The organism is Streptomyces sp. AM6-12 (genome assembly GCF_044327085.1).
Taxonomy (GTDB): domain Bacteria; phylum Actinomycetota; class Actinomycetes; order Streptomycetales; family Streptomycetaceae; genus Streptomyces.
Window position 1 is genome coordinate 5,768,867 of the sequence record NZ_JBIQWN010000001.1, and the last position, 12,702, is coordinate 5,781,568.

Below are 12,702 nucleotides of genomic sequence, written 5' to 3' on the forward strand. Positions count from 1 at the left end.
AGTGAGGGAGGTGCGGCATGGCGGGCTTCGCTCAGCTGCATGTCGCGTCCGGTTACTCCGCCCGCTACGGCGCCGCCCACCCGGAACAGCTGGTGCGGCGCGCGGCCGAGCGGGGGATGGCGGTGCTCGCGCTGACCGACCGGGACACGGTCGCCGGTGCTGTTCGATTCGCGCGGGCGTGTGCGAAGGAAGGGGTGCGGCCGGTCTTCGGTGTCGATCTCGCGGTGGAGGCCCTCGCCCCGCCGCCGCCCGCCCTGCGTCGCCGTACCCCGGCGCGCGGCGGCGCCCATGTGGTCGAGCCGCCGCTGCGCGTCGTGCTGCTCGCCCGGAACCGGGAGGGCTGGGCGCGGCTGTGCCGGATCACCTCGGCCGCCCACGCGGACGCCCTCGGCGGCCGGGCGCCCGTGGTGCCCTGGGCGGCGCTGCGGGAGCACGGCGGTCCCGGACTGCTGGTCCTGCTCGGCCCCCTCTCGGAGCCGGTGCGGGCGCTGTCGGTGGGCCGGGAGGATGTCGCGGTGCGGCTGCTCGCGCCGTGGCGGGAGGTCTTCGGGCGGGAGGTCCGGCTGGAGGCTGTCGCGCAGAAACGTTTTGGCACAGGTCCGGGCTCCCTCCGTCTCGCCGCCCGCACCCTGGCGCTGGCCGACCGCACCGGCACCACCGCCGTCCTCACCAACGCCGTCCGCTACGCCGACCCGGAACAGCACCGCCTCGCCGACGTCCTGGACGCCGCCCGGCTGCTGCGCCCGATCGACCGGCGCCGCCTGGACAGCGGGCAGCGCTGGCTCAAGGACGAGCGGGCGATGACGGTCCTCGCGCGCATGGTCGCCGAGTGCGCCGGAGCCGACGAGCGGCGGGCCCGCCGGCTGCTCGCCGACACCGCGGCCACGGCCGCCGAATGCGTCCTCGACCCCCGCGCCGACCTCGGTCTCGGCATCCCGCACTTCCCCGAGCCCGCCCTCTTCGGTGCCGGTTCCGGCGCGGACGGCGCCGCCCGGCTGCTGCGCCGGCGCAGCGCGGAGGGCCTGGCCCGCCGGGGCCTCGACCGCGATCCGGCGGCGCTCGCCCGGCTCGACGAGGAACTCGCCGTGATCTCCCGGCTGCGCTACGACTCGTACTTCCTCGCCGTCGGCCAGGTCGTCTCCGACATCCGGGCCAAGGGCATCCGGGTCGCGGCCCGCGGCTCCGGCGCCGGCTCGCTGGTCTGCCACGCGCTGGGCATCGCCACCGCCAACCCGCTGGAGCACCGCCTGCTGTTCGAACGGTTCCTCAGCGACCGCCGGGTCTCGCTGCCCGACATCGACATCGACGTGGAGTCCGCGCGCCGCCTGGAGTGCTACGACGCGATCTTCGAGCGGTTCGGCAAGGAGCGGGTCGCGGTCACCGCGATGCCCGAGACCTACCGGGCGCGCCGGGCCCTGCGCGACACCGGCCTCGCCCTCGGCATCGCGCCCGCGGAGGTCGACCGGATCGCCAAGAGCTTCCCGCACCTGCGCGCCTCGGACATCACCGGCGCCCTCGCGGAACTGCCCGAGCTGCGCCGACTGGCCGCGGAGGCGGGCCGGTTCGGGCCCCTGTGGGAGCTGGCCGAGGGGCTCGACTCGCTGGTCCACGGCATGGCCATGCACCCCTGCGGCGTGGTCATCAGCGACGCGACCCTGCTGGACCGGCTGCCGGTGCAGCCCACCCCGCAGGGCGACTACCCGATGGCCATGGCCGCGAAGGAGGAGATCGAGGCGCTCGGCAACATCAAACTCGACGTGCTGGGCGTGCGGATGCAGTCCGCGATGGCCCACGCCGTCGCGGAGATCGAACGGACCACCGGCGACCGCGTCGACCTGGACGACCCCGGACAGGTGCCGCTGGACGACGTGTTCGCGTTCAAGCTCATCCAGGAGAGCCAGACCCTCGGCCTGTTCCAGCTGGAGTCGCCCGGCCAGCAGGACCTGCTGTCCCGGCTCCAGCCGCGCAACCAGCAGGACGTCATCGCCGACATCAGCCTCTTCCGCCCCGGACCGGTCGCGGGCGGCATGCCCGAGCGGTACATCGCCGCCCGGCACGGCGGCACGCCGTCGTACGCCCATCCGGATCTGGAGCCGGTGCTCGCCGACACCTACGGCGTGACCATCTGGCACGAGCAGATCATCGAGACGCTGGTGGTGCTGACCGGCTGCGACCGGGCCTTCGCGGAAATCACCCGGCGGGCGCTCGGCGACAAGGAGCGGCTGCCCGAGATCAGGGAGTGGTTCCACCGGCTCTCCCGCGCGCGCGGCTACGACGCGGCGGTACGGGAGGAGGTATGGCGGACGATCGAGGCCTTCGGGGCGTACGGCTTCTGCCGGGCGCACGCGGTCGCCTTCGCCGTACCGGCCCTCCAGAGTGCCTGGCTCAAGGCGCACCACCCGGCCTTCCTGCTCGCCGGGCTGCTCGAACACGATCCGGGGATGTGGCCCAAGCGGGTCCTGGTCGCCGACGCGCGCCGACGCGGGGTGCCGGTGCTGCCCGTCGACGTCAACCGGTCCGCGGCGCGGCACACCGTGGAGAAGACCGACGGGGACCGCTGGGGCGTGCGCCTCGCGCTGTCCGCCGTGCACGGCATCGGCGAGCAGGAGTGCGCGCGGATCGAGGCGGGGCAGCCGTACGGCTCGCTGTCCGACTTCTGGCAGCGGGCCCGGCCCAGCCGTCCGGTCGCCGAACGCCTCGCGGAGATCGGCGCGTTGGGCTCCCTGCACGACGGCCGGCTCACCCGGCGCGATCTGCTGCTCCAGCTCGCCGAACTGCACCGAGCCGGCCGCAACCGGACCGCGGGCGCCGGCCAACTGCCCCTGATCGCCGGGGCCGTGGGCGGGTCCGAGCCGAGCGGGCTGCCGGAGATGACCGGACGCGAGGCGCTCGGCGCGGAGTTGAACACCCTCGGCATCGATGTCTCCAAGCACCTGATGGAGCACCACCACCGGCTGCTGCGGGAGATCGGCGCGACCGACGCGGCACACTTGGCCGGGCTGCGGGCCGGGCAGCAGGTGCTGGTGGCGGGCGCCCGCGCCTCGACCCAGACCCCGCCGATCGCCAGCGGCAAGCGGATCATCTTCGTCACCCTGGAGGACGGCTCCGGCCTGGTCGACCTGGCGTTCTTCGAGGACTCCCACCCGGCCTGCGCCTACACCGTCTTCCACAGCGGGCTGCTGCTGGTGCGTGGCACGGTGCAGGTGCGCGGCACCCGCCGTACCGTCGTCGGCACCATGGCCTGGGACCTCGACCGGATCGCCGCCGCCCGCCGCGACCACGGTCCCGAGGCCGCGCTCGCCCTGCTCGGCGAACGCCGCCCGCACCCGACCCCCGCCCAGCCGCGGCGCACCCTGGTCAACGGCACCACCGGCGCCCGCCTGCACCCGTACGCCGATCTGCTGCCCGCCGGCAGCCGCTCGGCCGATCTGAGGAAGTTCGGTTACACCAGTCCGGGGAGCGCGGGATGAGCATCCGTCAGCGGCACATCGCCCATCTGTATCTGCACGGCTCGCTGAACGAGGAGCAGTACGGCCATGTAATCGAACTGGTGTCTGGTGTCACGCCCCATGTGCAGGAGCTGCCGCCCGACGCCGTGCAACTGGACCTGACCTCGGCGCTGCGGTACTTCGACCTGTCCCCTTATGACGTGGTCCAGCTGACGATGATGCGGCTGAAGGCCCACTACGGCATCGACGGCAGCGCCGGGCTCGCGGGCAACCGGATGCTCGCGGCGATGGCCGCCGACGCGTCCGCGCCGGGGGAGACCACCTGGGTGCCCGCCGAACGGGCCACCGAATGGCTGCGCCCCCGGCCGGTCACCGCGCTGCCGGGGATCGGCCGCGCCACGGCCACCACCCTCGGCAGGTACGGCCTGCACAGCATCGGCCAAGTCGCGGACCTCTCCCCGGCGACCCTGCAACGCCTCCTCGGCGCGACCACCGCCCGGCTGCTGGCCGAACGCGCCCGCGGCCACGACCCGCGGCCCGTCAGTCCCAGTGAGCCGGCGGACCGGCTGACCGCCGACCTCGTGCTGGAACGGGACTGCCTCGACCCGGCGGAACAGCACCGGTCCGTCCTCGGGCTCGCCGACCGGATCGGCCAACTCCTGCGCGGCCGGCGGCGGGTGGCGGGCCGGGTCACCCTCACCGTGCGCTACGCCGACCGCAGTTCCAGCACCCGCGCGCGCACCCTGCCGGAGGCCACCGGCCACTCGCCCGCCCTCGCCGCGGCGGCCCTGGGTCTGCTCGCCTCCCTCGGACTGCAACGGGCACGGGTGCGCGCCTTCACGCTCCGCGCCGATCTCCTGCGCCCGGCCGCCGACGCCTGCCACCAGCTCTCCCTGGACCCGGCCGACACCCGCGCCCGCGCCGCCGAGGCCGCCGCCGACCGGGCCCGCCGGCGCTTCGGACCGGACGCGGTGCGGCCCGCGGCGACGGCACGCCTGCCGCGTAACTCCTCTGGCGAATGGATCAGTTGGCCCAGGGCGGGGTGAGCCGGCTGCCGTCCGCCAGCTCGGCCGTGAGGCCGACGGAGGTGGTGACCCAGGAGATCGCCGTGTGCTCGGCCGGGTTCTCCACGCCCAGCGTGGCCCCGGCGTTGACGATCACCGTGTCGCCCGCGCGCACCCGCTCGGTGCGGCCGTCGAGCGTGATGAGCAGCTCGCCGACGAGCAGATGGAAGATCTCCTCGTGGCTGACGGTGTGGGCCGGGGCGCGGGTGCCGGCCGGGATCTCCCCGCGCCAGGCGCACAACTCCTCGCTGCCGGTGCGCGGGGCGGCGTACGAGACGAATCGGGCGCCGTGGATCTCGTGGGTCACGGTGTCGGAGGAGCGGACGACGGGCATGGCGGGGTTCTCCGTTCGGGTGAGCGGGCTTCGGGTATGGGGGCTTCGGGCGAGTGGGCTCGGCCAAGTGGGCTTCGGGCGCGTGGACTTCGAGTGCGCGGCCCTGCGGCCAAGTGGTCAAGCAGGTTGACTATATGGTCAGACTGCTTGACCAATGTGTCAAGGGTGTTTCAATGCCCCCGTGCAGAACTCCGAAGCCATGGCTCTGTCCGCCGCCCTGCTCGCCGCCGCGGGCGATCTCACCCAGCGCATCCACGAGGGGGTCGTGGCGCGCGGCTTCGCCGGTCTGCGGCCCGCGCACGGGTTCGCCTTCGCGCGGCTCGCGCCGGACGGGGCCACCGTCACCGAGCTGGCGGCGCACCTAGGGGTGACCAAGCAGGCGGCGAGCCAGCTGGTGGACGAGGTGGTGCGCAAGGGGTACGCCGAGCGGCGGCCGCATCCGGGGGACGCGCGGGCGCGGTTGATCGTGCTGACCGAGCGCGGGCGGGCCTGCACGCGGGCGGCGGAGGCGGCGGCGGCCGAGGTGGTCGGCGGGTGGGGCGAGCTGCTGAGCGAGGCGGAAGTGCGGACCCTGCGGGGGGCCTTGGCGAAGATCGCGCCCTACGGACCGGTGCGGCCCGTGTGGTGACGGAGCGTCAGTCTGGTGGTTGAGGTTGGAAGTTTTACTTGCGCGTAACTTCCCCCGGACGCTACCCGCCCGTAACTTGACGGATGAACAGCATCCTCGTGATCCGGATCACAGGGCCAGGCCGCTGTACCCCCTTGAGCCGCAAGGAGATCACTCGATGCTGCCCTGGAAACGACTGCTCAGACCCCTCACCGCGCTGCTTCTGTCCGCCGCCGCCGTCACCCTGCCCGCCACGGCCGCGCACGCCGATTCCGCCCCGCACACCGGCTGGAACGACTACTCCTGCAAGCCCTCCGCCGCCCACCCCCGCCCCGTCGTCCTGGTCCACGGGACCCTCGGCAACTCGGTCGACAACTGGCTCGGCCTCGCCCCCTACCTGGAGGCCCGCGGGTACTGCGTCTTCTCCCTGGACTACGGCCAACTCCCCGGCGTCCCCGTCTTCTTCGGGCTCGGCCCCATCGACCAGTCGGCCGCGCAGCTCGCCACCTTCGTGGACCGGGTGCGCTCCGCCACCGGCGCCGCCAAGGTCGACCTGGTCGGGCACTCCCAGGGCGGCATGATGCCCCGCTACTACCTGAAGTTCCTCGGCGGCGCGGCCAAGGTCGACGCGCTCGTCGGCATCGCCCCCGACAACCACGGCGCCACCATCAGCGGCCTGACCCACCTGCTGCCGTACTTCCCCGGCGCCACGGACCTGGTCAAGGCCACCACCCCCGGCCTCGCCGACCAGATACCCGGCTCCGCCTTCCTCACCAAGCTCAACGCGGGCGGCGACACCGTGCCCGGAGTGCACTACACGGTCATCGCGACCCAGTACGACGAGGTGGCCACCCCCTGGCGCAGCCAGTACCTCAGCGGCCCCGACGTGCACAACGTCCTGCTCCAGGACCTGTGCCCGGTGGACCTCTCCGAGCACGTGGCGATCGGCCTGGGCGACCACATCGCCTTCCACGAGGTCGCCAACGCCCTCGACCCGGCGCACGCCACCCCCACCACCTGCGCCTCCGCGCTCAGCTGAGGGCCGCACCCGGCCGGCGCCGGGCGGGGTCAGCCGTCGGGCCACCAGGTGCGCGCGATGTCCTTGCGCACCTCGGGGCGCCCCGCCGGGCGCTCCTCCGCCTCTTCCCGGAGCCGGCGGGCGTCCGTCCTCTTCAGCGGCTTCTGCACGGATGTACGGCGCATGGCTGCCTCCTTCGGCACCTACCGGGATTCCGCGCGGTGGCGGAGGTAGACGCGTGGGGGTGAGAGTTCCTCATCCGTCCGGGTCTGTCAGTGGCGTGTGTCACTCTCTGGCCATGACCGATGAGCGTGAGCACAGGGATACGACTGCCCAGCCGCCGGACTGGGATGTGCGGGCCGCCGGATTCGACGACGAACCGGACCACGGCCTGCGCGATCCCGCGGTGCGGGCCGCCTGGGCGGCCCGGCTCCGCTCCTGGCTGCCGAGGTGGCCCGCCGATGTGCTCGACCTCGGCTGCGGCACCGGCAGCCTGTCGCTCCTCGCGGCCGAGCAGGGACACCGGGTGACGGCCGTCGATCTCTCCCCGGTGATGACCGGACTGGCCCGCGCCAAGCTCGCCGGGCACCCGGCCGAGGTGCTGTGCGGACCGGCCGAGACCCCACCGGTGGGGCAGCGGCGCTTCGACGTGATCCTCGTACGCCATGTGCTGTGGACGCTGCCCGACCAGGCCCGCGTGCTGCGGCACTGGCGGGGCCTGCTGCGCCCCGGTGGCCGGTTCGTGCTGGTCGAGGGCGTCTGGGGCGAGCTGCACCCGGTCGGCATACCCGCGCACCGGCTCACCGCGCTGCTGGCGCCGCTGACGTCCGGCGCGCGCGTGGAGCCGCTGTCCGGAGAGGCGGTGCTGTGGGGGAAGCAGGTGACGGACGAGCGGTACGCGGTGGTGGCGGGCGTCTGAGCTTGCGGGGGCGGTGCCGAGTGGGTCCGGGGGCTCCGGGCGCCGGTCGGGCTCAGGCCAGCAGTTCGCCGAAACCGCCCGTGCGGGCGAGCCGCTCCAGCGCGTCGAGGGCGGCCACGGCGTGCGCGGCGGCCACCGGATCGGTCCGGGTCAGCCCGCTCGCGGCGAACTCGTCCTCGTCCAGCCGGCGTACGTCCCTGCCGTCGGCCGAGCGCCACAGGTCCAGGTCGAGGTCCTCCACCACCAGTTCCGCACCGGTGCGGACCGCGGGCCGGGTGATGTCGCAGTACCAGCCCTTGACCCGGCCGTCCGCGGCGCGGACCTCCTTCACCGCGTACCACCGGTCGCGCCAGTAGTACTCGGTGAACACATCGCCCGGCTCGAAGCGCACGAACCCGAAGTCGCGGGTGCCGGAGCCCGCCCAGGGCGCCCGGACCACGACCCGGATGCCGTCGTCGCCGAGCAGCTCCGCCGGGTAACGGATCTTCGTGCGGCCGCCCTTGACCAGCCTGACGGTCAACCCGGTCGGCTCTTCAGCCGAGTTCGCGGACATGGCGGACCTCCGTCGCGCAGATCTCGTAGCCGAGCCACTTGTTGATCGCGATCATCGGATCGTTGCCTGCGTCGTTGCCCGTGAACGCGTCGGTCACACCGGCGGGGCGGGCCCGGTGCAGGGAGTGCAGCTTGGCGAGCTTGGCCAGACCGCGGCCGCGGTGGGCGCGGGCGGTGCCGGTCATCGCGGTGGAGTACCGGCCGTCGCCGTCGGTGTAGGCCACGGTGAAGGCGACCGGACGGCCGTCGACGCACGCGGCCATGGTCAGCTCGCGGTTCAGCAGCGGGTGGTTCCAGGTGCCCGTCAGCCAGTCGTCGTAGGCGCGGGGGGCGAAGTCGAGGTCGCCCGGCTCGTCCTGGAGGGTCTCCGCGTCCAGTTCGAACAGCGGGCGCGGATCGTCCGCGAAGTCCGCGGCCGCGCGCAGCTCGACGCCCGGCGGGGTGGGCGGCAGCGGCGGGAGGGCGCCGCCGGCCAGGTCCAGGCGGAGGAAGTGCGCGGTCCTGCCGGTCCGGTAGCCGTGCCGCTCGGCGAAGGCGCGGTGGGCCGGTTCGTCCAGCACCCAGCTGAACACCCTGGTCGCGCCCAGCGAGACGAGGTGCTCCTCGGCCGTGCGCAGCAGCAGCGTGCCCGCGCCGCGGCCCGCGCGGTCGGGGCGGACGTAGACGGTCAGCATGCCCTGGTCCGGCTCACTGCTGTCGTACGCCAGCAGGACCTGGGCGGCGCCGATGATCTCGCCGTCCTCGTCCTGTGCGAGCAGCGGGCGGTAGTGGGCGTCGGGATGCGTGTGCAGCGCGTTGTGCCGGACCGAGTCCGAAGTGAACAGGATGTACGGCAGGGCGAGTCGGCGCACTCGGGCGAAGCCCTCGGTGTCGGCCGGTACGTCGGGGCGTACGGGGCGGACGATCAGTGTCATGGGGAGGGACCGTACGGGGGTCGTCCGGCGGCTGCCTCTCATTTTTCCGCGCGTACGACAGAATCGGGCTGTGAGCCTGAAGATCCGCATCGATGACAGCGCGCCCCCCTACGAGCAAGTGCGGGCGCAGATTTCCGAGCAGGCGCGGTCCGGGGCGCTGCCCGTGGGATACCGGCTGCCGACCGTGCGGGGGCTGGCCGAGTCCCTGGGGCTCGCGGTGAACACGGTGGCCAAGGCGTACCGGGCGCTGGAGGGCGACGGGGTGATCGAGACGCGGGGGCGCCTCGGCACGTACGTGGCCGCCGCCGGCTCGGCCGCGGAGCGTGAGGCGTCGGCGGCGGCGCAGGTCTATGCCGATCGGGTGCGGAGGCTGGGCCTGGGGGAGGAGGAGGCACTGTCCGCGGTGCGGGATGCCCTGCGGGCGGCCTACGGGGGGTAGGGGACGCGGAGGGTTCGGGGTGGTGACTGGTCTCTGTCAACGCTGGTGGGCCATATCCGGGAAGCGTGTCACCGGCAGACCCGCCCTTGTCGCGGCCCTCGCGAAGGTCGCCGCGTCCGTCACCGCCGCGCCGCCCGGATCGTTGTTGAAGTAGGCGTGGACGGTCTCGCCGTCGGGGAAGGCCGTGGCGATGCGGTCCACCCAGGTTTCCAGGGCGCGGCGGCCGTAGCGCGGCCAGGGCCGGGCGCGGCCCTGGTGGAAGCGGACGTAGCCCCAGTCGGCGGTGCGCCACAGCGGGGTGACCGGGCGGGACAGCACGTCGGCCCAGCACAGGGCCGCGCCACGGGAGACCAGGACCTCACGCGCCTCGGGCGTCCACCAGGAGTCGTGGCGGGGCTCCACCGCGATCCGCGTACCGTCCGGGAAGCAGGCGAGGCACGCGTCCAGCAGGGCCGGGTCGGCGCGCAGCGTGGGCGGGAGCTGGAGCAGGACGGGGCCGAGCCGGTCGCCGAGGCCCGCCGCGTGGGTCAGCAGCCGGAGCACCGGTTCGGCGGGGTCCTTCAGCCGCTTGATGTGGGTGAGGAAGCGGCTGGCCTTGACCGCGACCACGAAATCCGGCGGTACCCGTGACCGCCAGGCGGCGAAGTTGTCGTACGACGGCAGCCGGTAGAACGCGTTGTTGATCTCCACCGTGGCGAACAGCCGGGTGTACTCCTCCAGCCACAGCCGCGCCGGGACCCCGGCCGGATAGACGAGGTCCCGCCAGTCCTTGTACTGCCACCCGGAGGTGCCGACCAGCAAGGTCACGTCTTCATGAAAGCACTACAGGTACAGCCCCGCGTCCGCGCCGTTGCGCGCCCCCGGTACCGAGGTCGGCGTGGTGCCCCGGCGCAGCGCGTACAGCTCGGCCAGGGTGGCGCCCTCGCGGCCGACGCCCTCCTCGGTGCCGAGCCAGTGCACCGCCTCGTCGCGGGTGAGCGGGCCCACCTCGATGCGGGCCAGGCAGCGGCCGGGGCGGACCACGGCGGGGTGCAGGCGCTCCAGGTCCTCGTTCGTGGTGACGCCCACCAGCACGTTGCGGCCCTGCCCGAGCAGGCCGTCGGTGAGGTTCAGCAGCCGGGACAGCGCCTGGCCCGCGGTGTGCCGGGCCTCGCCGCGGATCAGCTCGTCGCAGTCCTCCAGGAGCAGCAGCCGCCAGCGGCCCTTGCCCGCGCCGTCCTCCTCGCCGATCGCGATGTCCATCAGATAGCCGACGTCGGAAAAGAGCCGCTCCGGGTCGAGGACGCAGTCCACCTGGCACCAGTCGCGCCAGGAACGGGCCAGGGTGCGCAGCGCCGAGGTCTTGCCGGTGCCCGGCGGGCCGTGCAGCAGGAGCAGCCGGCCCGCGATGTCCTCCGGCGTGGTCTTCATCAGCCGGTCCATCGCCTCGGCGACCGGGGCGGTGTAGTTGGCCCGGACCTCCGACCAGGTGCCGGCCGAGATCTGCCGGGTGGTGCGGTGCGGACCGCGGCGCGGTGAGACGTACCAGAACCCCATCGTCACGTTCTCCGGCTGGGGTTCGGGCTCGTCGGCCGCGCCGTCCGTGGCCTTGCCGAGGATCTCCTGGGCCAGTTCGGCGCTGGTCGCGGTCACCGTGACGTCCGCGCCCCGGCTCCAGCGGGAGACCAGCAGGGTCCAGCCGTCGCCCTCGGCGAGGGTGGCGCTGCGGTCGTCGTCCCGCGCCACCCGGAGCACCTTCGCGCCCTCGGGCAGCAGGGTCGCGCCGGAGCGCACGCGGTCGATGTTCACCGCGTGCGAATACGGCTGCTCGCCCGTCGCGAAACGGCCGAGGAACAGCGCGTCGACGACGTCGGACGGCGAGTCGGAATCGTCGACGTGGAGCCGGATCGGCAGAGCGTCGTGCGGGTTCGCAGGCATGCCGCCATGATCTGTCACCGATGCCCTCCGCGCACGGCATTTCCACCTCTTGTCCCTGGTGTCCCAAGGTCTGCCCAAGCCACGGACCGTGCCGTTACCGTTGTCCCCGATGGCACGTCATGGGTGGGAACGGGATGGCCGGCGATGGCGGCTCGGCGCCCTGCTCGGGGGGATCGCGGCGGCGCTCGCCCTGCTGGTGAGCCTGCTCTGCGGCCTGCCGGGCACCTCGGCCGCACCGCGCGGCACCGGGAAGCCGTACGTCGGCTGGGGCTTCACCCACACCCAGTTCAGCGCCGACGAGGGAGCGCCCGCCGCCACCGCGCGGGTACGGCGGCTCCTCACGGCGGACGGCGGCCTCGCGCAGGACCAGGCGATCATGGGCTGGGGCGCCGACAACCCCGAACCGGCGCCGGGGCGCTACGACTTCGGGGCCCTGGACCGCCGGATCGCCTTCGTCCGCGCCTCCGGCGGCACCCCGGTGATCACCCTGTGCTGTGCCCCCGACTGGATGAAGGGCGGCAAGTCCGGTGCCGCCCAGACGGATTGGAGCCGGTCCGCGCTGGAGACCGCGCCGGCTCCCGCCCACTACCAGGACTTCGCCGACCTCGCCGCGACCGTGGCCCGGCGCTATCCGGATGTGCGGTACTTCGTCGTCTGGAACGAGTTCAAGGGCTTCTGGGACGAGTCCGCAGGCCGCTGGGACTACGAGGGGTACACCCGTCTGTACAACCTCGTGTACCGCGCGCTGAAGAAGACCGGCGACGACGTCATGGTCGGCGGCCCCTATCTGCCGATGGACAGCGTCACCCCGGGCGATCCGAACGCCTCCCCGCGGGTGCGGGGCGACTGGGGCGCGATGGACCAGCGGGTGCTCGACGCCTTCTCCTACTGGAACGCGCACAAGGCCGGCGCCGACTTCACCGTGATCGACGGCGCCAGCTACCCCGACGGCGGTAACCCGCGGCCCGACGAGTTCACCGCCACGGAGAAGCTGACCGCCGTCGGCACATGGGTACGGCGGCAGACCCATGACCTGCCCCTGTGGTGGGCCGAGTACTACGTGGAGCCCGGCGACGGCGCCGCCGGCTGGTCCGAGCCGCACCGGGTCGCCGTCCAGGCCACCGGCATGATCGCCCTGGTCCGGGGCGGCGCCGGCTCGGGCTTCTACTGGAACCCGGAGCGGCGGACCGGACCCGGTTGCCCCGGCTGCCTGTGGACCCCGACCGACCGCGCCGACGGGGGCCGGGCGCTGCCCATGTACGACCTGCTGTCCCGGTTCGCCGCCGCCTTCCCACCGGGCACCCGCTACCGCACGGTTTCCGTCGACCCGGCCGCCGCTCCCGGCCTGCGGGTCCTGGCGAGCGACCGCACCGTCCTCGTCGTCAACACCCGCGACCGGACCGCCGGCGCGCGGGTGGACGGCAGGGACCTCACGCTGCGGCCGTACGAGGTGCGGTGGCTGAGCCGCTGACCTCACTCCAGCGTCGGG

At 73.7% G+C, this 12,702-nt stretch carries 13 protein-coding genes; 7 read left to right on the forward strand and 6 right to left on the reverse strand.

Annotated elements, in window-relative coordinates; genetic code table 11:
* Window positions 1-17: 17 nt before the first annotated feature.
* Together ACE4Q9_RS26250 and ACE4Q9_RS26255 are read left to right on the forward strand one after the other, a co-directional pair.
* Window positions 18-3,470, forward strand: coding sequence for a DNA polymerase III subunit alpha (locus ACE4Q9_RS26250; protein ID WP_397986692.1), 3,453 nt, complete (start codon window positions 18-20; stop codon window positions 3,468-3,470).
* A complete protein-coding gene (locus ACE4Q9_RS26255) occupies window positions 3,467-4,495 on the forward strand; it encodes a DNA polymerase thumb domain-containing protein (protein WP_397986693.1) in 1,029 nt (342 codons plus the stop codon). The genes ACE4Q9_RS26250 and ACE4Q9_RS26255 overlap by 4 nt, the downstream gene beginning before the upstream one ends.
* On the opposite strand, the gene ACE4Q9_RS26260 is transcribed toward ACE4Q9_RS26255, so the two are convergent.
* Window positions 4,473-4,847 (reverse strand): cupin domain-containing protein, encoded by a 375-nt coding sequence (locus ACE4Q9_RS26260; protein ID WP_397986694.1) that lies wholly within the window; start codon window positions 4,845-4,847, stop codon window positions 4,473-4,475. The two genes, ACE4Q9_RS26255 and ACE4Q9_RS26260, sit on opposite strands and share 23 nt — an antisense overlap.
* A 181-nt stretch (window positions 4,848-5,028) precedes the next feature.
* On the opposite strand from ACE4Q9_RS26260, the gene ACE4Q9_RS26265 reads away from it, so the two are divergent.
* Both ACE4Q9_RS26265 and ACE4Q9_RS26270 read left to right on the forward strand, forming a co-directional pair.
* Window positions 5,029-5,475, forward strand: a complete 447-nt coding sequence (locus ACE4Q9_RS26265; protein WP_397986695.1) for a MarR family winged helix-turn-helix transcriptional regulator — start codon at window positions 5,029-5,031, stop codon at window positions 5,473-5,475.
* A 157-nt stretch (window positions 5,476-5,632) separates the two neighbouring features.
* Complete coding sequence (locus tag ACE4Q9_RS26270; RefSeq protein WP_397986696.1) at window positions 5,633-6,493, forward strand: esterase/lipase family protein; 861 nt, start codon at window positions 5,633-5,635, stop codon at window positions 6,491-6,493.
* A gap of 29 nt (window positions 6,494-6,522) precedes the next feature.
* On the opposite strand, the gene ACE4Q9_RS26275 is transcribed toward ACE4Q9_RS26270, so the two are convergent.
* Window positions 6,523-6,657, reverse strand: coding sequence for a hypothetical protein (locus ACE4Q9_RS26275; protein ID WP_397986697.1), 135 nt, complete (start codon window positions 6,655-6,657; stop codon window positions 6,523-6,525).
* A 113-nt stretch (window positions 6,658-6,770) separates the two neighbouring features.
* Here ACE4Q9_RS26275 and ACE4Q9_RS26280 point away from each other — a divergent pair, with 113 nt between their 5' ends.
* Window positions 6,771-7,391 carry a class I SAM-dependent methyltransferase gene (locus ACE4Q9_RS26280; RefSeq protein ID WP_397986698.1) on the forward strand — a complete coding sequence of 207 codons (621 nt, stop codon included), beginning with the start codon at window positions 6,771-6,773 and terminating at the stop codon, window positions 7,389-7,391.
* A 52-nt stretch (window positions 7,392-7,443) separates the two neighbouring features.
* Here ACE4Q9_RS26280 and ACE4Q9_RS26285 read toward each other — a convergent pair whose 3' ends face one another.
* Window positions 7,444-7,944: a DUF402 domain-containing protein gene (locus tag ACE4Q9_RS26285; protein WP_397986699.1), complete on the reverse strand. Its 501-nt coding sequence runs from the start codon at window positions 7,942-7,944 to the stop codon at window positions 7,444-7,446.
* Window positions 7,925-8,857: a GNAT family N-acetyltransferase gene (locus ACE4Q9_RS26290; protein ID WP_397986700.1), complete on the reverse strand. Its 933-nt coding sequence runs from the start codon at window positions 8,855-8,857 to the stop codon at window positions 7,925-7,927. The genes ACE4Q9_RS26285 and ACE4Q9_RS26290 overlap by 20 nt, the downstream gene beginning before the upstream one ends.
* A gap of 70 nt (window positions 8,858-8,927) precedes the next feature.
* Between ACE4Q9_RS26290 and ACE4Q9_RS26295 the strand changes: the two genes are divergently transcribed.
* Window positions 8,928-9,296 (forward strand): GntR family transcriptional regulator, encoded by a 369-nt coding sequence (locus ACE4Q9_RS26295; protein ID WP_397986701.1) that lies wholly within the window; start codon window positions 8,928-8,930, stop codon window positions 9,294-9,296.
* A 36-nt stretch (window positions 9,297-9,332) separates the two neighbouring features.
* On the opposite strand, the gene ACE4Q9_RS26300 is transcribed toward ACE4Q9_RS26295, so the two are convergent.
* Both ACE4Q9_RS26300 and ACE4Q9_RS26305 read right to left on the reverse strand, forming a co-directional pair.
* Entirely contained in the window at window positions 9,333-10,103 is a 771-nt protein-coding gene (locus ACE4Q9_RS26300) for a DUF72 domain-containing protein (RefSeq protein ID WP_397986702.1), read from the reverse strand.
* A 15-nt stretch (window positions 10,104-10,118) separates the two neighbouring features.
* Window positions 10,119-11,213 (reverse strand): DUF5925 domain-containing protein, encoded by a 1,095-nt coding sequence (locus ACE4Q9_RS26305; RefSeq protein ID WP_397986703.1) that lies wholly within the window; start codon window positions 11,211-11,213, stop codon window positions 10,119-10,121.
* Between the two features lie 109 nt (window positions 11,214-11,322).
* Here ACE4Q9_RS26305 and ACE4Q9_RS26310 point away from each other — a divergent pair, with 109 nt between their 5' ends.
* Entirely contained in the window at window positions 11,323-12,684 is a 1,362-nt protein-coding gene (locus ACE4Q9_RS26310) for a xylan 1,4-beta-xylosidase (protein WP_397986704.1), read from the forward strand.
* Window positions 12,685-12,702 lie beyond the last annotated feature (18 nt).

Coding starts and splice junctions, on each gene's coding strand:
- ACE4Q9_RS26275 (WP_397986697.1), bottom strand. CDS start 6,657: ATGCGCCGTACATCCGTGCAGAAGCCGCTGAAGAGGACGGACGCCCGC.
- ACE4Q9_RS26310 (WP_397986704.1), top strand. CDS start 11,323: ATGGCACGTCATGGGTGGGAACGGGATGGCCGGCGATGGCGGCTCGGC.
- ACE4Q9_RS26260 (WP_397986694.1), bottom strand. CDS start 4,847: ATGCCCGTCGTCCGCTCCTCCGACACCGTGACCCACGAGATCCACGGC.
- ACE4Q9_RS26270 (WP_397986696.1), top strand. CDS start 5,633: ATGCTGCCCTGGAAACGACTGCTCAGACCCCTCACCGCGCTGCTTCTG.
- ACE4Q9_RS26285 (WP_397986699.1), bottom strand. CDS start 7,944: ATGTCCGCGAACTCGGCTGAAGAGCCGACCGGGTTGACCGTCAGGCTG.
- ACE4Q9_RS26280 (WP_397986698.1), top strand. CDS start 6,771: ATGACCGATGAGCGTGAGCACAGGGATACGACTGCCCAGCCGCCGGAC.
- ACE4Q9_RS26250 (WP_397986692.1), top strand. CDS start 18: ATGGCGGGCTTCGCTCAGCTGCATGTCGCGTCCGGTTACTCCGCCCGC.
- ACE4Q9_RS26255 (WP_397986693.1), top strand. CDS start 3,467: ATGAGCATCCGTCAGCGGCACATCGCCCATCTGTATCTGCACGGCTCG.
- ACE4Q9_RS26305 (WP_397986703.1), bottom strand. CDS start 11,213: ATGCCTGCGAACCCGCACGACGCTCTGCCGATCCGGCTCCACGTCGAC.
- ACE4Q9_RS26290 (WP_397986700.1), bottom strand. CDS start 8,857: ATGACACTGATCGTCCGCCCCGTACGCCCCGACGTACCGGCCGACACC.